The organism is Bradyrhizobium sp. CCGB01, from assembly GCF_024199795.1.
Classification (GTDB): domain Bacteria; phylum Pseudomonadota; class Alphaproteobacteria; order Rhizobiales; family Xanthobacteraceae; genus Bradyrhizobium.
Window position 1 is genome coordinate 8,714,662 of record NZ_JANADK010000001.1, and the last position, 18,451, is coordinate 8,733,112.

Genomic DNA, 18,451 nt, shown 5'->3' on the forward strand with positions numbered 1-18,451 from the left:
CGCTAACGCGGCCCTTCGGGTCCGGATCATGCTCTAGCCCCGTAGCCTGACGCGATCGGCCCGAGCGCATTCGGCGACGAAATCGACCACGGCGCGCACCGCCGGCAGCTCGACGAGGTCGGGATGGGCGAGCAGCCACAGGTCCGCCACGCTGGCGAGCTTCTGCGGCGCGACGCGCACGAGATCGGGATAGCTCTCCGCGACGAAGCACGACAGCGCGGAGATTCCGAGCCCCGCGCGGGCGGCCGCGAGCATGTCGCCCTGGGACGAGCAGCGCATCACCACCCTGGCCTGCCGCGTGACCAGATCGCTCCACCGCGCAAGCTGGGCATTGGACGTCTGGTCGGCGAAGCCGATGATACTGTGCCCCTTCCACTCGCCGCGCCGTTCCGGCAAGGACCGGCCGGCGGCATAGTCGTGCGAGGCATAGAATCCCGTGCCGAGACGGCCGATCTTGCGACCGACCAGGTTTTCCTCACCGCTGTCGAAGGGCCGCAGCACCACGTCCGCCTCGCGCCGGCGCACGCTGGCCGGAAACGGATGGGTGATGATCTCGAGCTGGATGTGATCGTGCGCACGCAGGAAGGCAGGCAGGCGCGGCATCAGCCAATGCGAAGCCAGCGTCGCGCCGATCGACAGCTTGACGGTGCCGCGCGCCTTGCGCCCTCCCGCCGAGACCGCGGTCTCGGCCCGCAGTGCCGCCGCAGCCATCGCTTCGGCGTGCTCGCGCAGCGTCCGTCCATCCGCGGTCAGCGCCAAACCGTCGGCGGCTCGCGCGACCAGTCTGGTGCCGAGCTGGGCTTCCAGCGCCGCGATCTTGCGGCTGACGGTCGGATGGCTGGTGTGCAGCCGGCGTGCCGCCGCGGTGAAGCTGCCGGTATCGGCGACCGCGACGAAGGTCTTGCAAAGGTCCCAGTCCACCGGCAGCCCCCGTTCATACCTGAATGGCCGTTCGTTCAATATTGAACGACCATGGCTTGCCGTCCACCCCTTATAGTGGCGCCAAATCCACAACACGGGCGGCACCCCGCTCACGGAACAATCAACAGGGAAACGCCTCGTCTGCCGCCTGTCGGCGGGCTGCGTTTCCGGGAGGACATCATGGCGCTGCCCGCTCTCTTGAAGGATTCGCTCGAGCTTCCCGTGGTCGGCTCGCCGCTGTTCATCGTCTCCGGGCCGGAGCTGGTGATCGCCCAATGCAAGGCCGGTGTCGTCGGCTCGTTTCCGGCGCTCAACGCCCGTCCGGTGGCAAAGCTCGACGAGTGGCTGAGCCGCATCGAGGACGAGCTCGGCGAATACAAATCGCGCAATCCCGGCAGGAAGGTCGCGCCCTACGCGGTCAACCAGATCTGCCACGCCTCCAACGACCGGCTGATGAAGGACATGGAGACCTGTGTGAAGCACAGGGCGCCCATCATCATCACATCGCTGCGGCCGCCCGCCGAGATCGTCGAGGCCGCGCACTCCTATGGGGGGCTGGTGTTCCACGACGTCATCAACGTCAAGCATGCGCGCAAGGCCGCCGAGCAGGGCGTCGACGGGCTGATCCTGGTGTGCGCCGGCGCCGGCGGCCATGCCGGCACGCTCTCGCCGTTCGCGCTGGTGCGCGAGGTCAAGCAATGGTTCAACGGCGCGATCCTGCTGTCGGGCGCAATCAGCGACGGCTTCGCAATCGCCTCCGCGCTGACGCTGGGCGCCGACCTCGCCTATATGGGCACGCGCTTCATCGCGACGAAGGAAGCCAACGCCGAGGAAGCCTACAAGTCGGCGCTGACGCAGCACGCCGCGCACGACATCGTCTACACGAATCTCTTCACCGGCGTGCACGGCAACTATCTCGGCCCTTCGATCGCCGCTGCGGGTCTCGATCCGGATAATCTGCCGGTGGCCGACAAGACGAAGATGAATTTCGGCTCCGGCGGCAACATGAAATCCAAGGCGTGGCGCGACATCTGGGGCTCGGGCCAGGGCATCGGCCAGATCGCCGACGCGCCGCCCGTCGCCGAACTCGTCGATCGGATGAAGGGCGAATTCGAACAGGCCCGGCAGGATTTCCTGATGCGCGCCAGCGCCTGACGGCCTGGTCCGGCAGGAAAACCGGACTGACAAGAACAACGGGAGGACATCATGAAGCTGACGGCCGCACTGATCGGCATGTCGTTGCTGACGCTCGCTACCGGCGGCGCCCGCGCGGAAGGCAACGACGAGATCCGCATCGGGCAGACCCTGCCCTATAGCGGTCCGGCATCCGGCTTCGGCGCGATCGGACGGACGCAGGAGGCGTTCTTCGAGAAGGTCAATGCCGAAGGCGGCATCAACGGCCGCAAGGTCAGGTTCGTCACGCTGGACGATGCCTATTCGCCACCGAAGACGGTCGAACAGACGCGGAAGCTGGTGGAGCAGGACGAGGTGCTGATGATGTTCGGCTCGCTCGGCACCGCCACCAACAGCGCCGTGCAGCGCTACCTCAACGCCAAGAAGGTGCCGCAGCTGTTCGTGCTCTCGGGCGCCACCAAATGGGCCGATCCGCAGAAGAATCCCTGGACGATGCCGGGCATGGCGGCCTACGAATCCGAGGGCGTGGTCTATGCCAAATACATCTTGCAGACCAAGCCGGATGCCAAGATCGCAATCCTGTCGCAGAATGACGATTTCGGCCGCGACTATGTCGCGGGGTTCAAGCGGGCGCTCGGGGCCAAGGCGGCCGGCATGATCATCGCGGAAGCGAGCTACGAGACCAGCGCGCCGACGATCAGCTCGCAGCTCTCGACCCTGAAGGCTTCAGGCGCCAACGTGCTGTTCGGCGTCGTGCTCGGCAAATTCACCTCGCAGATGGTCAAGGGAGTCGCCGAGATCGGGTGGAAGCCCGAGCTGTTCTTCGTGCCAACGTCGGCCTCGTCGATCTCGTTCCTCGAGCCGGCCGGGCTGGACAACGCGGTCGGCCTGATCTCGTCGAGCAACCAGAAGGACACGATGGACCCGCAATGGGCCGCCGATCCCGGCGTGAAGGAGTATTTCGCCTTCATGAAGCAATACATGCCGACCGCGGACCTCTCCAACTCCAACTACGCCGCGGGTTATCACTATGCCACGCTACTGATGACGGTGCTCAGGGCGTGCAAGGACGATGTCAGCCGCGACAACATCATGCGCCAGGCCTCCTTGCTGAAGGAGGTCAAGCTGCCGCTGCTGCTGCCTGGCATGTCTGTTACGACCGGTCCCGACGACTATCTGCCGTTCCAGCAGCTGCAGCTCCGCCGCTTCAACGGCAAGAGCTGGGTCGGATTCGGCGACGTGCTCGATGATCGCTAGCCTCGAGCGGGATAAGGACGCACCATGATCATCACTGGCGAACGCCGGATCGGCTATGACGAGATCCAGGCCCGCATCAGGCGGGCGATGAGCGGCTTCCGCGCCCTGGGCCTTGCCGAGGCCGCGCCGGTCGCGATGATGTTGCGCAACGATTTCGCCCTGTTCGAGGTGGTTGCGGCCTCCGCCGCGCTGGGCAATCCGGTGGTGCCGATCAACTGGCATCTGAAGGCCGAGGAGGTCCGCTACATCCTCGCCGACAGCGGCGCGAAGATCATGGTCTGCCACGCCGATTTGCTGCCGCAAATCCGCGACGGCGTGCCGGCGGATGTCCGCCTCCTCGTCGCCGCGACGCCGCCCGAGCTCGCGGCGACCTTCTCAATTCCCCCTGATATGACCGAGGTCCCGGCCGGACTGACCGACTGGGACCGCTGGCGCGACGGCCATGCCGAATCGCAGGAACCGCCGCGGCGCGCCGCAGCGATGATCTACACGTCGGGAACGACCGGCATGCCGAAGGGCGTGCGGCGCATGCCGATGCAGCCTGAACAGGCATCCGCTTCCGAACGCGTGGGCGCGATCGCCTATGGCATCAAGCCCCGGGACAACCAAGTCGTGCTGATCAACGGGCCGATGTATCACTCGGCGCCGCACTCCTACGGCATGATGGCATTCCGCAACGGCTGCACCATCGTCCTCCAGGCGCGGTTCGACGCCGAGGAGCTGCTTGCGCTGATCGAACGTCACGGCGTCACGCACATCCACATGGTGCCGACCATGTTCGTCCGGCTGCTGCGGCTGCCCGAGGCGGTGAGACAGCGCTATGACCTGTCGTCACTGCGTTTCGTCGTGCATGGCGCCGCGCCCTGCCCGTCTGACGTCAAGCGCGCCATGATCGACTGGTGGGGAGGCGTCATCAACGAATATTTCGGCTCCACCGAGACCGGGATTCCGGTGTGGCACTCCGCGGAGGAGGCACTGAAGAAGCCCGGCACGGTCGGCCGTGCCATCGAAGGCGGCATCGTCAGGATCTTCCGCGACGACGGTAGCCTCTGTGGTGCCAACGAGGTCGGCGAAATCTACATGCGCCAGACGGCGGTGCCCGATTTCGACTATCACGGCAAGTCGCAGGCCAGGGCCGAAGCAGGACGGGACGGACTCGTCAGCGTCGGTGACGTCGGCTATCTCGACGCGGACGGCTATCTGTTCCTGTGCGACCGCAAGCGCGACATGGTGATCTCAGGCGGCGTCAACATCTATCCCGCCGAGATCGAGAACGCGCTGATTGGAATGCCGGGCGTGCGCGACTGCGCCGTGTTCGGCATTCCCGACGCCGAATTCGGCGAGCGGCTGTGCGCCTTTGTCGAGCCTGAGACGGACGCACAGCTCTCCGCCGCAGCGGTGCAGGTCTGGCTGCGCGAGCGATTGGCCAACTTCAAGGTGCCGAAAGACGTCCAGTTCATGGATGCACTGCCCCGCGAGGCGACCGGAAAGATCTTCAAACGCAAGCTGCGCGATCCCTACTGGGCCGGCCGGACTCCGAACCGCACCTAGGGGGGAGCGAACAAACGCCGTTTAAAACAATGTTGCTGTTGCAAAGCGCGCAACTGTGAAACAGAAGATGCCGGCACGGAGACAGCTGGGACCTTTACCATGACATCGACCGACTTTGTCGTTGCGCGCAATGACCTCGCCGAGTGCAAGCTGATCGAAACCGCAATTCCAGATTCGGCCGCCCTGCCCTCCGACGCTCTGCTCGTCAAAGTCGATCGCTTCGCCTTCACCGCCAACAACATCACCTATGCGGTGATGGGCGACGAGTTGAAATACTGGCAGCTCTTTCCAGCGCCGGACGGTTTTGGCAACATTCCGGTATGGGGCTTTGGCGAGGTGATCGCCTCCACGCATCCGAACGTTGCCGTGGGCGAGCGCCTGTTCGGCTATTTCCCGATGGCGACGCATCTCGTCATCGAGGCCACCGACGTCAGCAAGCGCGCCCTTCGTGACGGCGCCGAGCATCGCAAGCAGGTCTCGCCCGTCTACAACCTGTATTCCCGTGTCACCGGCGATCCCGCCTTTGCCGGACATCAGGGCGATCTTCAGGCACTGCTGCGGCCGCTGTTCATGCTGTCGTTCCTGGTCGACGACTTCCTCGCCGAGAACGACGATTTCGGCGCCCGCACCGTGCTGCTCTCCAGCGCCTCGAGCAAGACCGCGTTCGGCCTCGCCCACTTGCTGCATGCGCGCGGCCGCAAGGTGGTCGGGCTGACATCATCAGGCAATACCGGCTTTGTCTCGTCGCTCGGATGTTACGACGAGGTCGTCACCTATGACCGCGTGACGTCGCTGCCCTCGGATGCGCCGGTCGCCTTCGTCGACATGGCCGGCAACAGCGCGCTACGCGCCGGATTGCACCAGCACTTCGGCGACCAGATGAAATGCTCCGTGCGCGTCGGTTTGACGCATCGCGCCACCGAGGCAGACGAAGGCGCCCTGCCCGGCGCAAAACCGCGCTGGTTCTTCGCCCCCGACCAGATCCGCAAGCGCGCCAAGGAATGGGGCCCTGGCGGCATCGAGCAGCGCTTTGGCACGGCATGGTCCGGCTTTGCGCCGCTCTTGGAGAGATGCCTGACCGTGGTCGAGAGCCGCGGACCCGACGCGGTGCGGCAGGTGTTTCTCGATACGCTGAATGGGCGCATTCCGCCGGAGCAGGGCCACATGCTCTCGCTGCTCGGGTAAACCGCTTTCGAGGCCTGTCGAACCGGTATAGCGTCCACCTCAGAGGAAACGCCGCGAAGACGGCCACGAGGTCGCGCATGCTGGACAAGACGAAGGATATTTCCGTCTCTGCACAGGCCTGGCTCGATGAGTTCGAGCGCACGCTTGGCAGCCCCCTTGGCAGCACCCTTGGCAAGCCTGATCCGGCCGCACTCGACCACCTCTTCCTCGCCGACAGTTTCTGGCGCGACGTGCTGGCGCTGAGCTGGAACCTGCAAACGATCGCGGGCCACGATCAGATTGCACGATCGCTGACGGCGCTCGCGCCCAAGGCCGCGCCGACCAGCTTCACGATCGCGCCGAACCGCGCGGCACCGCGCTGGGTCACGCGCGCCGGCACCAGCACGATCGAGGCCATCTTCAATTTCGAGACCGCGGTCGGCCGCGGCAGCGGCATCGTCCGACTCGTTCCAGACAGCGCCGACGGCGATCGCCTGAAGGCATGGACGCTGCTCACCACGCTGGACGAGCTCAAGGGCTTCGAGGAGCAGCTCGGCACGTCGCGGCCGCGGGGCCAGGCCTATTCACGCGATTTCCGCGGGCCGAACTGGCTCGATTTGCGCAACGCATCGCGCGACTACGCCGATCGCGATCCTGCCGTGCTGGTCGTCGGGGGCGGCCAGGCCGGCCTTGCGATTGCAGCACGGCTGAAGCAATTGAAGATCGACACACTGATCGTCGATCGCGAGAGCCGGATCGGCGACAATTGGCGCAAGCGCTATCACGCGCTGACCCTGCACAACCAGGTGCAGGTCAATCATTTGCCCTACATGCCGTTCCCGCCGAACTGGCCGACCTATATCCCGAAGGACAAGCTCGCCAACTGGTTCGAAGCCTATGTCGACGCGATGGAGCTGGATTTCTGGACCGGCACCGAGTTCGAGGGCGGCTCCTATGACGAGGCGAAGGGCCACTGGACCGTCACGTTGCGGCGCGCCGACGGCAGCAAACGCATCATGCACCCGCGCCATGTCGTGATGGCGACCGGTGTCAGCGGCATCGCCAACGTGCCTGATATTCCGACCCTCGATAATTTCAAAGGCACGCTGCTGCATTCCAGCCGCTACGAGGACGGCGAGAACTGGACGGGCAAGCGCGCCATCGTCATCGGCACCGGCAACAGCGGCCACGACATCGCGCAGGATCTCTGCTCAAGCGGCGCCGCGGTGACGCTGCTGCAGCGGTCGCCGACGCTGGTCACCAATATCGAGCCGTCCGCGCAGCTCGCTTATGCGACCTACAACGAGGGCACGCTCGAGGATAACGATTTGATCGCGACCTCGATGCCGACGCCGCTGGCGAAGAAAACCCATGTGATGCTGACCGAGCAGTCGAAGGAGCTCGACAAGGAGCTGCTCGACGGCCTGCGCAAGGTCGGCTTCAAGCTCGACTTCGGCGAGGCCGGCACCGGCTGGCAGTTCAAATACCTCACCCGCGGCGGTGGCTATTACTTCAACGTCGGCTGCTCAAACCTCATCGTCGAAGGCGCGATCAAGCTCAGGCAGTTCGCCGACATCGAGGGTTTCGTTACCGAAGGCGCGAGGATGAAGGACGGCACGACCGTCCCCGCCGACCTCATCGTGCTCTCGACCGGCTACAAGCCCCAGGAATATCTGGTGCGAAAACTGTTCGGCGACGGCGTCGCCGACCGCGTCGGCCCGGTCTGGGGCTTTGGCGACGGCCTCGAGCTGCGCAACATGTATGCGCGCACCAGTCAGCCCGGCCTGTGGTTCATCGCCGGCAGCCTCGCGCAATGCCGGATCAACTCGAAATATCTCGCGCTCCAGATCAAGGCGATCGAGGAAGGGATTTTGCGGCGTGAGGTGGGCACCGCTTAAGCCTCGTCGTTGCGAGCGCAGCAAAATAATCCAGGATCTTTCCGCGAAGACAGTCTGGATTGCTTCGCTGCGCTCGCAATGACAGTGTAAAGACGATCGCGCCGCTGAAACGAAGAAGAGGAAAAAACCAATGCCAGCCATTCTCGGCGCCGGCGAGCATCGCTACCGCGTCGTCGAAAATTTTGCAAAGCTGCCTGACGGCTGGCAGCTCACCGACGTCGCCTCGGTCGCTGTCGACAGCAAGGACCGCGTCTACGTCTTCAACCGCGGCGCCCATCCGATGGTGGTGCTCGACCGCGAGGGGAATTTCCTCCGAAGCTTTGGCGAAGGGCTGTTCTCGCGTGCGCACGGCCTGCACATCGACGCCGACGACAATCTCTATTGCACCGATGACGGCGACCACACCGTGCGCAAATGCACCACCGACGGCAAGGTGCTGTTGACGATCGGCATCCCCGAGAAGCCGTCGCCGTTCATGAGCGGCGATCCCTTCCATCGCTGCACCCACACCGCGCTGTCGCCGAAAGGCGAGATCTACGTCTCCGACGGCTATGGCAATGCGCGCGTGCACAAGTTCACGCCGGACGGCAAGCTGCTCAAGAGCTGGGGCGAGCCGGGCACCGACCCCGGGCAGTTCAACATCGTGCACAACATCGCCACCGACGCCGACGGATTTGTCTATGTCGCCGACCGCGAGAACCACCGCGTGCAGGTGTTCGACGGCGAGGGCAAGTACCAGACGCAGTGGAACAATCTTCACCGCCCTTGCGCGCTGTGCTGCTGTGGTGGCGGCAAGAGCCCGACGTTCGTGATCGGCGAGCTCGGCCCGGGCCTCGATATCAACCGCAACGTACCCAATCTCGGCCCGCGGCTGTCGATCGTGGACGCCAAGGGCAACCGCATCGCGCGGCTCGGCGGCGAGAATGGGCCTGGTGTTGCCAGCGGCAAATTCCTGGCGCCGCACGGCCTCGCGCTGGACTCCAGGGGTGACATCTATGTCGGCGAGGTCGGCGTCACCAACTGGAAGGCCAGTTTCGGGGACGAGGAGATGCCGGCCGTGGTGCGCGCCACGCGCTGCTTGCAGAAGCTGGAGCGGGTGCGGGAGTAGTTGGCCGGGCGAGGCCGCGATGCGCTGTCGGGTTGACCCCGCCTGCCTCCCGGCGTCGCCCTCGTCCCCAAATCACGGCGTTTTTGAGCGCTTTTGCCACCCCGCCGCCGCATTGCTTGAGCCTGAATAAGTCGCTCAACGGGCTTCACAATCCCGTCACGCTGCATGTAGTATGTCAGTACATGCTGCTTCGCAGCGTATATTGGAGGCCGGGAGCGTTACTTGAACGCACATGTCTCGCAAGGCAGTTGGCCGGTGTTGGTGCTGAATGCGGACTTCCGGCCGCTGAGTTACTACCCGCTGTCTCTTTGGTCGTGGCAGGACGCGATCAAGGCGGTGTTCCTCGACCGCGTCAACATCGTCGCACATTACGATCAGGCGGTTCACAGTCCCACGCTGCAAATGCAGCTGCCGAGCGTCGTCTCGCTCAAATCCTTCGTCAAGCCGACCACCCATCCTGCCTTCACCCGGTTCAACGTCTTCCTGCGCGACCGCTTCAACTGCCAATATTGCGGCTCGCCCGAAGACCTCACCTTCGATCACATCATCCCGCGCAGCAAAGGCGGCCAGACCACCTGGGAGAACGTGGTCGCGGCTTGCTCGCCGTGTAACCTGCGCAAGGGCAATCTCACGCCGGCGCAAGCCAAGATGTTTCCGCGCCAGCACGCCTTCGCCCCGACCGTGCACCAGCTCCACCGCAACGGCCGCCTGTTCCCGCCGAACTATCTGCACGATAGCTGGCTGGACTATCTGTATTGGGATACGGAGCTGGATCCGTAGGGACGCAGAGGCAGTGCACCTCATAAAAGTGTCAGAACACACATAAGTGCGTCACGTTTTGCGGCGTGATCTGCCAAAACGACACCATAGGACCGAGCGAAAACGCGGGATGACGTTCTTCTGAGCGGAATCTTCATCGACCAGCGCAGCGCCTTCCATTCGGCGACCATCCGCGAATCGGTGATGGCCAATTCCCTGCTCGGGCAGGCGCGGCTGGTCGCCGACGGTGCGGCGCAGGGCGTGGACGCGGCGACCGCGAAGCTGCCGGCAATTGCCCAACCATCGGGACAGATCCAGAGGCACGCGCTGGTGATGACCTACGGCGACTGCTTCTGGCTGCTCGGGATGACCCTGCTGGCCATCGTGCCGATCGTCCTCCTCTTGCGGCGTCCGGCGCCCGGCCCGGCCGTCCTGAAGCGCGCCCGCGCTGTCGCCCCTAGCCGCCTGCAAGCCTACGCCCGGCCGTTGTCGCTACAACCGACCATGTTTCCAAGCGCAGGCCGAAAGTTGTGATCGAGACCTGCAATCGCGCGATCAGGGCTAACGATGGGCGTCACCAGCGTGAACCGAGTATTAGATCGCAAGGGAACAATCGAGCTTCGTAGTGAATTACCCGTCGTTGTAATCGTGGAGAGTGCAAATGCGACCGACCAAAGTTCTCTTAGCAATCAGCTTCGTCGCTGCCGCAGCAACCGTTGTGCCTAGCATGGCTGACGCCCGTGGTGGGCGCGGAGGCGGTGCCCATTTCCACGGAGGTGGCGCACGTTTCCATGGAGGCGGTGCACACTTCCACGGTGGCGGTGCGCGCTGGCACGGTGGAGGGACACGTTGGGCCGGAGGCGGTCGCTATTACCGTGGCGGCTATCGCGGAGGCTATTACGGTCCTGGTTGGGGAGCTGCCGCGGCTGGTGTAGCAACAGGCGCCGCGCTGGGAGCCGCGGCTGCGTATGGTTCATCTTGTTACCAGCAACAATGGAACGGTTATAGCTATGTGACAGTGAGGGTCTGTTAGGCCGTGAACCCATAAATCTGCCGGGAGCGACGCGGGCCGCCGATCTTCAGCCGAAACATGCTTATCCTTTGGTCATGACGGCTATCGGTGGTAGCCGGACTCCCGGCAACTTGTCTCAACGTCGCTTCTGAGACGTCGGATGATCGGGACGCCGACGCGCCTCACACCCCGATCGCGTTCCTTGCCACCACGTCGCGATAGAACGCTGCGCTCAGCTTCGGCAGCCTCGCCTGGGTCTCGAAGTCGACCCGGTAGAGGCCGAAGCGCTTGCCGTAGCCGAAGATCCACTCGAAATTGTCCATCAGGCTCCACAGGAAATAGCCGCGGATCGGCACGCCCTCGGCGATCGCGCGCTGCATCTGGGTCAGGTAGTTGCGCAGGAACATGATGCGGTCGAGGTCGTAGACCTGGCCGTCGACGGCGATCTTGTCTTCGGACGAGGTGCCGTTCTCGCTGATGTAGATGTTCTCGATGTTCCAGATTTTCGCGGCAAGGCGTGGGGCCCAGTAGATCACTTCCGGGCCGACCCGCAGCCATTCCGAGTTCATATGCGGGAACGAGGTCGGGAACGGCAGCACGCGGAAGCCTGGCGCGCGGTCGGACGCGGTCACGTAATATTGCGGCGCGTAGATGTTGAGGCCGACGAAATCGTTCGACGTGCCGATGATCTTCAATTCCTCCGGCGTGAATTTCGGCGCATCCGCCCCGGCATAGGCGAGGAAGCCGTCGGTGTACTTGCCTTCCAGCACCACGCCGAGAAAGCCGGCGTTGAGTTCGCGCGTCGCGATCTCGGCAGCGCGAATGTTTTCGGGCGTCGCGATCGCCGGCACGCAGGCCGCAATGTTCTCGGCGGCGCCCACACGGGTGCCGGCTCGGCCGGAGGCGCGGATCGCCTGCACCGCGAGCCCGTGCGCCAGTGCGACGTGATGGCGGGCCTGGTTGAGCTGCGCCGCGGGCAGCTTGAGACCGGGCGCGTCGATGCCCCAGCCATAGCCGAAATTCACGAAGCGACCGACTTCGTTCACGGTAAAAATGTTCTTCACGCGGTCGGTCAGGCGGCCCGCGACGTACGCCGCGTAATCGGCAAAGGCTTTCGATGTGTCGCTCGACTGCCAACCGCCGACACGGTCCTGCAGCGTCTGCGGCAGGTCCCAATGATAGAGCGTCGCATAGGGGGTGATGCCATTCGCGAGCAGCTCGTCGACGAGGCGGTCGTAGAAGTCGATCCCTTTGGGATTGGGCTGGCCGGAACCGTCCGGAAACACCCGTGGCCATGCGATCGAAAAGCGGTACGCCTTGACGCCGATCGCCTTGATCAGCGCGACGTCGTCCTTGTAGCGATGATAGTGCTCGTTGGCGCGGTCGCCGGTCGAGCCGTCCTCGATCTTGCCGGGCGTGTGGCTGAAGATATCCCAGATCGACTTGCCGCGACCATCCTCGTCGACGGCGCCCTCGATCTGGTAGGACGAGGTCGCCGTCCCCCAGAGAAAATCCTTCGGGAAGGGGGCGTGGCGGTCGGCCGATGCCGGCGTTTCATTCTCCGCAGCCTTCGCTGCAGCGTTCGAACCCGCCGCTGCGCCAAGCGCGGCGACGCCCGCGAGCCTGGCAAGATCGCGCCGCGAGACATCAGCTGACATCGCTATCTCCGAGCCTGCTCCATGTCGATCTGATAGGCGGAAATCCGGTCGATCTCGAATGCGACGCTCGGTGGCGATTCCGCATCGACCGGACCAACGCCGAGAAAGAACTTCGATCCGATCGCGAGATTGACGATCATGTACATGGGATCGTCGAAGCCGATCGGCACCTTGATGTCGGAGACCGGCTTGCGGTCGATGAAGTAGACCAGGCGATCTTCCTCCCACAGCACACCGTAATTGTGGAACGCGCTGGAGGCGTCGCCGACCGCGTAGTCGAAGCCGCAGGACTGGATCTTCTGGGTCGACGGAATCCGCCAATGCGTGGTCATCACGAGATCGCCGGGCCGCTCGCCGCGGCCTTCCAGCACGTCGACCTCCGGCGGCCAGCCGCCGTCATCCGCCAGCATCCAGAACGCCGGCCAGACCGCATGGCCGACCGGCACCTTGGCGCGGATTTCGAAATAGCCATGCTTCTGCGCAAACGTGCCCTGGGTCGTCAGGATCCCCGAGATGTACTCGTTGTTGAACAGGACCGACTTCAGTTCCGGCGGCGTGCGGCTCGCGATGATCGAGAGCACGCCGTCCTTCACCTTGAACGGATCGAGCCCAAGCGGCGTCGCCGCACGGCCGGCATAGCGGGGATCGACATAGATCTGCTGCTCCCCATTGGCGCTGGTCTTGCGCTTGAAGTCGGAGCCGTCGCCGCCCCAATAGCGCGCCTCCGGCCACGCCGCACCGCCGGCGTAATGCGGCACCCAGCGTCCCGTCGCAAGCGGATGCTCGTCAAAATCCTCGTTGAAGGTCCGGCGCAGCGGCCGGAACTCGAGCAAGGCGGGATTGACCGTCGCCAGCTTGCGGCACTCGATCATGGAGGGATCGGTGGTCACTTGCAGCGACATCGTGCCGGGCGCACCATCGAGGCCGTCCTGCGCAACGCCCGGCGCGGGCACGGCAGACAGGCCGATCGCAACCAGGGCGCCCTTCGTCCAACTGTCGATCATCACCGCACATAGACATCGCAGGATATGGGCAGGTTAGCTCGGCTGTCTTCGAGCGGGCAAGCGCGGCCACCTGATGCCGGCGGGCGATTTCGAAAAGGTCATTTCGCGGCTGACCGGGCCCAGTTCCTCGCGCTCCAGCCGCGCCAGAGAGGCGCCGGCGCCAAAATCCTTCCGCATTCGTTACCGTCCCTTAAGCCTCCGATGGCAGTTTGGCCGGGATCCGCGGCGCTGCCCGTCCAGCCGCCGATCCATCAGGTCCAAGGTCGCCGCTCATGTTTGCCGAGACGCTGGAAGCGGTTCAGTCCTCGCCGTCGAAGCGGACTGCCTATGTCCGCTTCGTGCTGGCGGCGCTGGCGGCGATCGCCGTCTTCAAGTCCTTCTGGTTCGCACGCTCCGGCGGCTGGACGGAACGCGAGCTCGCCGACTTCGATGCCTTCCACATTGTCGCGCAGCACGTCTGGCGCGGCGATCTCGACCAGGTCTATCATTTCGATGCCCTGCTGAAGATGCAGATGGAGGCCGCCGGCGGCGCCACCGGCTTCATGCCCTGGACCTATCCGCCGCAATACGACCTCCTGCTCGCGCCGTTCGCATTCCTGCCGGTCGGCGTCGGCTATCTCCTGTTCACCGCCGCGACGCTCGCACTCTATCTCGTGACGCTTCGCGCGATCGCCGGCCGGAATTTCGCGCAGGTGCTGGTGATCCTGTTTCCCGCGATGGCGATCACCATCGGTTGCGGGCAGAACGGGTTTCTGACGGGGGCGCTGATCGGGCTCGTTTGTCTCAACGTGGAGCGGCGGCAGCTGCTGGCCGGCCTCGCGCTCGGCGCCATGGTGATCAAGCCGCACCTTGCGATTGCCGCCGGCATCTATCTGCTGGTGACGCGGCGCTGGATTGCGCTCGGAACGGCCGCGGCCGTCGTCCTGGTGAGCTCGCTGCTCTGCACGCTCCTCTTCGGATGGCAGATCTGGTTCGCGTGGCTCGGTGCGATCAGGGAATCGGCTAGCTATCTCGAGCAGGGCTTCTATCCGCTCTTTCGCATGATCTCGGCCTATGCGGCGCTGTACAAGGCCGGCCTTCCCGCCAGCACCGCCTTCTGGGGACAGACGGCCGTTGCCGGGCTGGCCTTGTCCGCCGTCCTTCTCGGCGTGGTGCGCGGCGCCGCACCGGCCTTCACGCTCGGTGCCGCCGTGATGGTCTCCGTGATGATCAGCCCCTATGCATATGATTACGATCTGCCGATGCTCGGGATCGGTCTGGCCCTGATGCTGCCCGATCTCGCCAGGATGGCGGGTCCGCGCGAGCGTAGCGTGATCTACGGGCTGATCCTGTTCGCCGGAGCCTATGGGCTGTTGCAGTCGGCGCGGCTCGCGGTGCAGTTCGGGCCGAAGGCCGATCCCGATCAACATTTCGCGCCCGCCCTGGGCGGCTTTGCCCTGATGGCGCTCCTGGCCGTGCTGCTGCGGCTGCTGTGGCGCGGGACGCAGCCGGCGCCTGCGCTGCCGCAGGCTGCCGAATAGGCTCTCTACGCCCGTTGCAACGCCAGCGTCACGCCGCCGAGCGTGAGCGCCATCGCCCCCCATTCGCGCAGGCCCAGCGGTTCGCCCAGGATGATCGCGGCGGAGATCACGCCGATCACGGGGACGATCAGCATGCCGGTCGATGCCGAGGTCGGCGGCAGCCGGCGCAGTGTCTCGAACCAGGTGACGTAACAGACGCCCATCGGGACCAGCGTCATATAGACGAAGCAGCCGAGTCCCAGCGGGGTGATCGCGGTGATATCAGGATGCTCGAACAGGACGCCGAGGACCAGCATCGTGGCGCAACCGAGTCCAACCTGCCAGGCGACGACCACGAGCGGTGGCATCGGCAGCGGCTTGCGGTTGAGCACATTGCCGAGCGCGAACAGGATGGCGCAGAGCAGTGCGAGCGCAATGCCGAGCAGCTTGTCGGCGCCGAACGCAAAGCCGTTGCCCCCGAGGAGCAGCGCGACGCCGGCGACACCGAGGACGAGACCCAGGAGATCCCGCATGGTCGGCCGCGTGCGCAGCACCGGCCAGGCGAACAGCATGGCCCAGATCGGCATCGTATAGGCGAGCAGAGCCCCCTCGCTCACGGACACATATTTCATCGCGACCGTGCCGAGCCCCATCCAGGCAAAGACGTTGGTGAGGGTCGCAAACAGCAGCCGCGGAACCGCCTCGCGCGGAACGGCGAACGATTCCTTCCTGCTCAATGCCAGCATGCCGAGAATGAGCGAGGCGCACACGCCGGCCAGCCCGCGCGCGAATAGCGGCGGCCATTGCTGGAGCAGCAGCTTCATCAGCGGCCAGTTCAGCGCCCAGCCGAACGCCGTCACGCCGAGGCACAGAGAACCGATCATCCTGTCGCGGCGGGCCGAATCCATGGATAGCGCTTAGCAGGCGCGTGCGGCACACTCCACCTCGGCTGGCGCATGCGGGTTATGGCGGATGATGGAACCCGGAACGCCGGTACCCGTTCAGATGGGAGCGCGGGCGGCAGTCGTGCCGCAACGCAAACGAGGGAGACGCACCATGGCCACAGCCGAGACGGATCATGTCTACAAGATCCTGGAGCTGGTCGGATCATCCGAGACGTCCATCGAGGATGCGATCAAGAACGCGATCAGCCGCGCCGCCAAGACCGTTCGCGAGATGAAATGGTTCGAGGTGGTGCAGACCCGCGGCCACATCGAAAATGGCGCCGTCCGCCACTACCAAGTGACGCTACGCGTCGGCTTCACGCTGGTGGACTAACTCCGCGGACGGCGCGCGAAACCGTCATGCCGCGGCGGCGTGGTTAACGTTCGACGACGGGAGTCGCTCAAATATCGACGACCTCCTCCGGCGGACTATGGACGCGCAAAATCATCGCGGAAGTTGCAACAGGCCGTTAAGACCAAAGTGAGAGGTTTGCGCCGATTTGGAGCAAGCCCGATGGTCACGAGCCGCGAACTCGGCAAGACCCGCCTTCCGCTCTGGGCGGCGGGATTCGTCGTGCTGATCTGCGTGGCCATCCTCGGCCTGAGCGTCTGGCGCGAATGGGAATCGCACGATGCCGATCTCAGGAACGCCGAGGTCGACGTCGCCAACCTCGCGCATTCGCTGGTCCAGCACGCGGACGACACATTCGAGCTCGCCGATACGATCCTGGTCGGACTGGTTCATCGGCTCGAACTCGACGGAATGGGCCCGGACACGATCTCAAAGCTCCAGACCTATCTGCCGACCCGCAAATCATCGGACCGCATCCGCGGCATCTTCGTCTATGACGCCACGGGTCGCTGGCTTGCCACGACCGAGCGGCTCGACTTCTCCAAGCTCAACAACAGCGACCGCGAATATTTCCGGCGCCATCGCGACTCCAGGGAGACGGGCACGCTGATCGGACCGCCGATCAAGAGCCGTGCCGGGGGCCAATGGATCATCACGGCGTCCCGCCGGATCAACGATTCCGACGGCGGCTTCGCCGGCGTTGTCCTGCTTACGCTCGACGTGAGCTACTTCGCCAGGTTCTACGAGCGCTTCGACTTCGGGCCGAACGGCTCGGCGTCGCTGCTCACCAACGCCGGTATCATGCTGGCGCGCAGCCACGACGAGAGCAGCGCCTTCGTCGGCCGCGACCTGTCCAATGCGCCGCTGTTCAAGGATTGGGAAAGCCGTCCGGCGGCCGCGGTCTACTACTTCAAATCACCGCTCGATGGCGTGCAGCGGCTGAGCTACTACCAGCGCAGCAGCCGCTATCCGCTGATGGTGCTGGCGAGCAAGTCGCAGGACGACGTGCTGGCGCCCTGGCGACGCGCGGCGACCGCACGCACGACCTTCGTGCTCGGCCTCGTCGGGCTGATCGCGGTGATCGGCTTCTACCTGGTCCGCCAGCTCTGGCAACGGCAGCGAATGGCGCAGGCCCTGGTTGCGACGGAAGCCCATTTCCGCCTGCTCGCCGAGCAATCCAGCGATATGGTATCCCGGATCGGGCTGGATAACCGGCTGCTCTACGTCTCTCCCTCGTGCGCGCGCATCATCGGCTGGTCTCCCGACGAACTGCTCGGCACGTCGGCGGTGGCCGGCATCCATGCGGACGACATGGAGCGGGTCGAGCAGGCCATCATCGCGTTGAAGAACGGCGAGGCCGAGGAAGCGCGGTTCGTCTATCGCCAGCGCCATCGCGACAAGGGCGATATCTGGGCCGAGGCGGCCTTGCACGTGACCCGCGCCTCCGACAGCGGCGAGGTCGACGGTGTCGTCGCCGTCGTGCGCGACATGACCGAGCAGAAGGACCTGCAGGACAAGCTCGCTTCGCTCGCAACCACCGATGGCCTGACCGGCCTTGCCAACCGCCGGGCGTTCGATGAGCGCCTCGCGGAGGAATGGGCGCGCGCCCGGCGCGACGGCACACCGGTCTCGCTCCTGTTGATCGATGTCGATCATTTCAAGAAGTTCAACGACCATTACGGACATCAGGCGGGCGACGGGTGCCTGCGCGCTCTCGGCCGGATCCTGTCCGCGCAGGCCAGGCGCCCGGCGGACCTCGCGGCGCGCTACGGCGGGGAGGAATTCGCCGTCCTGTTGCCGAACACCGGCCCGGATGGCTGCGCCGAGGTTGGCGAAGGGATTCGCCAGGCATTGCACGATCTCGCCATGCTGCATGCCCAAAATCCGCCCTCCCGGCTGGTGACGGCAAGCATCGGCGCTGCGACGAGTCTTCCGTCTCAGACCGTGCTGGACTGCAACACGCTGGTCGCTGGCGCCGACCGCGCGCTCTACGCCGCCAAGGACAGCGGCCGCGACCGTCTGGTGATGTCGGGACAGGTCGTAGCCTGGCCCGCGAAGAGCGCGTGAGAAATCGACCGCTCACCAGGCGGCGCACGCCAGATCCGGCCGGCAGCCTCGTCCACCATCGCTTGCGCACTGATTTCGGAATGGCTACATGCCGGAGCGATGTTGGTGTGCCGCCGGTCTTCG

15 protein-coding genes are annotated in these 18,451 nt (G+C 64.9%); 11 read left to right on the forward strand and 4 right to left on the reverse strand.

Annotated features, from left to right (window positions below; translation table 11 throughout):
* Positions 1-33 precede the first annotated feature (33 nt).
* A complete protein-coding gene (locus NLM25_RS41025) occupies positions 34-921 on the reverse strand; it encodes a LysR family transcriptional regulator (protein ID WP_254140691.1) in 888 nt (295 codons plus the stop codon).
* A gap of 180 nt (positions 922-1,101) precedes the next feature.
* Between NLM25_RS41025 and NLM25_RS41030 the strand changes: the two genes are divergently transcribed.
* The 8 genes from NLM25_RS41030 to NLM25_RS41065 all read left to right on the forward strand — a co-directional run bounded on the left by NLM25_RS41030 (position 1,102) and on the right by NLM25_RS41065 (position 10,326).
* Positions 1,102-2,076: a nitronate monooxygenase family protein gene (locus tag NLM25_RS41030; protein ID WP_254140692.1), complete on the forward strand. Its 975-nt coding sequence runs from the start codon at positions 1,102-1,104 to the stop codon at positions 2,074-2,076.
* Between the two features lie 51 nt (positions 2,077-2,127).
* Positions 2,128-3,312 carry an ABC transporter substrate-binding protein gene (locus tag NLM25_RS41035; protein WP_254140693.1) on the forward strand — a complete coding sequence of 395 codons (1,185 nt, stop codon included), beginning with the start codon at positions 2,128-2,130 and terminating at the stop codon, positions 3,310-3,312.
* Positions 3,313-3,336: 24 nt separating this feature from the next.
* Entirely contained in the window at positions 3,337-4,863 is a 1,527-nt protein-coding gene (locus NLM25_RS41040) for an acyl-CoA synthetase (RefSeq protein ID WP_254140694.1), read from the forward strand.
* Positions 4,864-4,962: 99 nt separating this feature from the next.
* A complete protein-coding gene (locus NLM25_RS41045) occupies positions 4,963-6,048 on the forward strand; it encodes a DUF2855 family protein (RefSeq protein WP_254123563.1) in 1,086 nt (361 codons plus the stop codon).
* 77 nt (positions 6,049-6,125) lie between these two features.
* The gene (locus tag NLM25_RS41050; RefSeq protein WP_254140695.1) at positions 6,126-7,925 is read left to right on the forward strand and encodes an NAD(P)/FAD-dependent oxidoreductase; all 1,800 of its coding nucleotides are present in this window, start codon (positions 6,126-6,128) and stop codon (positions 7,923-7,925) included.
* 130 nt (positions 7,926-8,055) lie between these two features.
* Positions 8,056-9,033, forward strand: coding sequence for a peptidyl-alpha-hydroxyglycine alpha-amidating lyase family protein (locus NLM25_RS41055; protein WP_254140696.1), 978 nt, complete (start codon positions 8,056-8,058; stop codon positions 9,031-9,033).
* A gap of 222 nt (positions 9,034-9,255) precedes the next feature.
* Positions 9,256-9,813: an HNH endonuclease gene (locus NLM25_RS41060; RefSeq protein WP_254123568.1), complete on the forward strand. Its 558-nt coding sequence runs from the start codon at positions 9,256-9,258 to the stop codon at positions 9,811-9,813.
* A 183-nt stretch (positions 9,814-9,996) separates the two neighbouring features.
* Complete coding sequence (locus NLM25_RS41065; RefSeq protein ID WP_254140697.1) at positions 9,997-10,326, forward strand: hypothetical protein; 330 nt, start codon at positions 9,997-9,999, stop codon at positions 10,324-10,326.
* Between the two features lie 660 nt (positions 10,327-10,986).
* Here the strand turns inward: NLM25_RS41065 and NLM25_RS41070 are convergent.
* Both NLM25_RS41070 and NLM25_RS41075 read right to left on the reverse strand, forming a co-directional pair.
* Entirely contained in the window at positions 10,987-12,462 is a 1,476-nt protein-coding gene (locus tag NLM25_RS41070) for a GH1 family beta-glucosidase (RefSeq protein WP_254140698.1), read from the reverse strand.
* Positions 12,463-12,464: 2 nt separating this feature from the next.
* Entirely contained in the window at positions 12,465-13,466 is a 1,002-nt protein-coding gene (locus tag NLM25_RS41075; protein ID WP_254140699.1) for a family 16 glycosylhydrolase, read from the reverse strand.
* Between the two features lie 272 nt (positions 13,467-13,738).
* Here NLM25_RS41075 and NLM25_RS41080 point away from each other — a divergent pair, with 272 nt between their 5' ends.
* Positions 13,739-14,986 (forward strand): glycosyltransferase family 87 protein, encoded by a 1,248-nt coding sequence (locus NLM25_RS41080; protein WP_254140700.1) that lies wholly within the window; start codon positions 13,739-13,741, stop codon positions 14,984-14,986.
* 5 nt (positions 14,987-14,991) lie between these two features.
* On the opposite strand, the gene NLM25_RS41085 is transcribed toward NLM25_RS41080, so the two are convergent.
* Positions 14,992-15,873 carry a DMT family transporter gene (locus NLM25_RS41085; protein WP_254140701.1) on the reverse strand — a complete coding sequence of 294 codons (882 nt, stop codon included), beginning with the start codon at positions 15,871-15,873 and terminating at the stop codon, positions 14,992-14,994.
* A gap of 148 nt (positions 15,874-16,021) precedes the next feature.
* Here NLM25_RS41085 and NLM25_RS41090 point away from each other — a divergent pair, with 148 nt between their 5' ends.
* Both NLM25_RS41090 and NLM25_RS41095 read left to right on the forward strand, forming a co-directional pair.
* A complete protein-coding gene (locus tag NLM25_RS41090; protein WP_254123576.1) occupies positions 16,022-16,243 on the forward strand; it encodes a dodecin in 222 nt (73 codons plus the stop codon).
* Positions 16,244-16,423: 180 nt separating this feature from the next.
* Positions 16,424-18,328, forward strand: a complete 1,905-nt coding sequence (locus tag NLM25_RS41095; protein ID WP_254140702.1) for a diguanylate cyclase domain-containing protein — start codon at positions 16,424-16,426, stop codon at positions 18,326-18,328.
* Positions 18,329-18,451 lie beyond the last annotated feature (123 nt).

Bases quoted from the DNA above. Each gene is read 5' to 3' on its own strand.
- NLM25_RS41050 (WP_254140695.1), top strand. From the start codon at position 6,126: ATGCTGGACAAGACGAAGGATATTTCCGTCTCTGCACAGGCCTGGCTC.
- NLM25_RS41090 (WP_254123576.1), top strand. From the start codon at position 16,022: ATGGCCACAGCCGAGACGGATCATGTCTACAAGATCCTGGAGCTGGTC.
- NLM25_RS41055 (WP_254140696.1), top strand. From the start codon at position 8,056: ATGCCAGCCATTCTCGGCGCCGGCGAGCATCGCTACCGCGTCGTCGAA.
- NLM25_RS41080 (WP_254140700.1), top strand. From the start codon at position 13,739: ATGTTTGCCGAGACGCTGGAAGCGGTTCAGTCCTCGCCGTCGAAGCGG.
- NLM25_RS41065 (WP_254140697.1), top strand. From the start codon at position 9,997: ATGGCCAATTCCCTGCTCGGGCAGGCGCGGCTGGTCGCCGACGGTGCG.
- NLM25_RS41075 (WP_254140699.1), bottom strand. From the start codon at position 13,466: ATGATCGACAGTTGGACGAAGGGCGCCCTGGTTGCGATCGGCCTGTCT.
- NLM25_RS41030 (WP_254140692.1), top strand. From the start codon at position 1,102: ATGGCGCTGCCCGCTCTCTTGAAGGATTCGCTCGAGCTTCCCGTGGTC.
- NLM25_RS41070 (WP_254140698.1), bottom strand. From the start codon at position 12,462: ATGTCAGCTGATGTCTCGCGGCGCGATCTTGCCAGGCTCGCGGGCGTC.
- NLM25_RS41095 (WP_254140702.1), top strand. From the start codon at position 16,424: ATGGTCACGAGCCGCGAACTCGGCAAGACCCGCCTTCCGCTCTGGGCG.
- NLM25_RS41035 (WP_254140693.1), top strand. From the start codon at position 2,128: ATGAAGCTGACGGCCGCACTGATCGGCATGTCGTTGCTGACGCTCGCT.
- NLM25_RS41045 (WP_254123563.1), top strand. From the start codon at position 4,963: ATGACATCGACCGACTTTGTCGTTGCGCGCAATGACCTCGCCGAGTGC.
- NLM25_RS41085 (WP_254140701.1), bottom strand. From the start codon at position 15,873: ATGGATTCGGCCCGCCGCGACAGGATGATCGGTTCTCTGTGCCTCGGC.
- NLM25_RS41040 (WP_254140694.1), top strand. From the start codon at position 3,337: ATGATCATCACTGGCGAACGCCGGATCGGCTATGACGAGATCCAGGCC.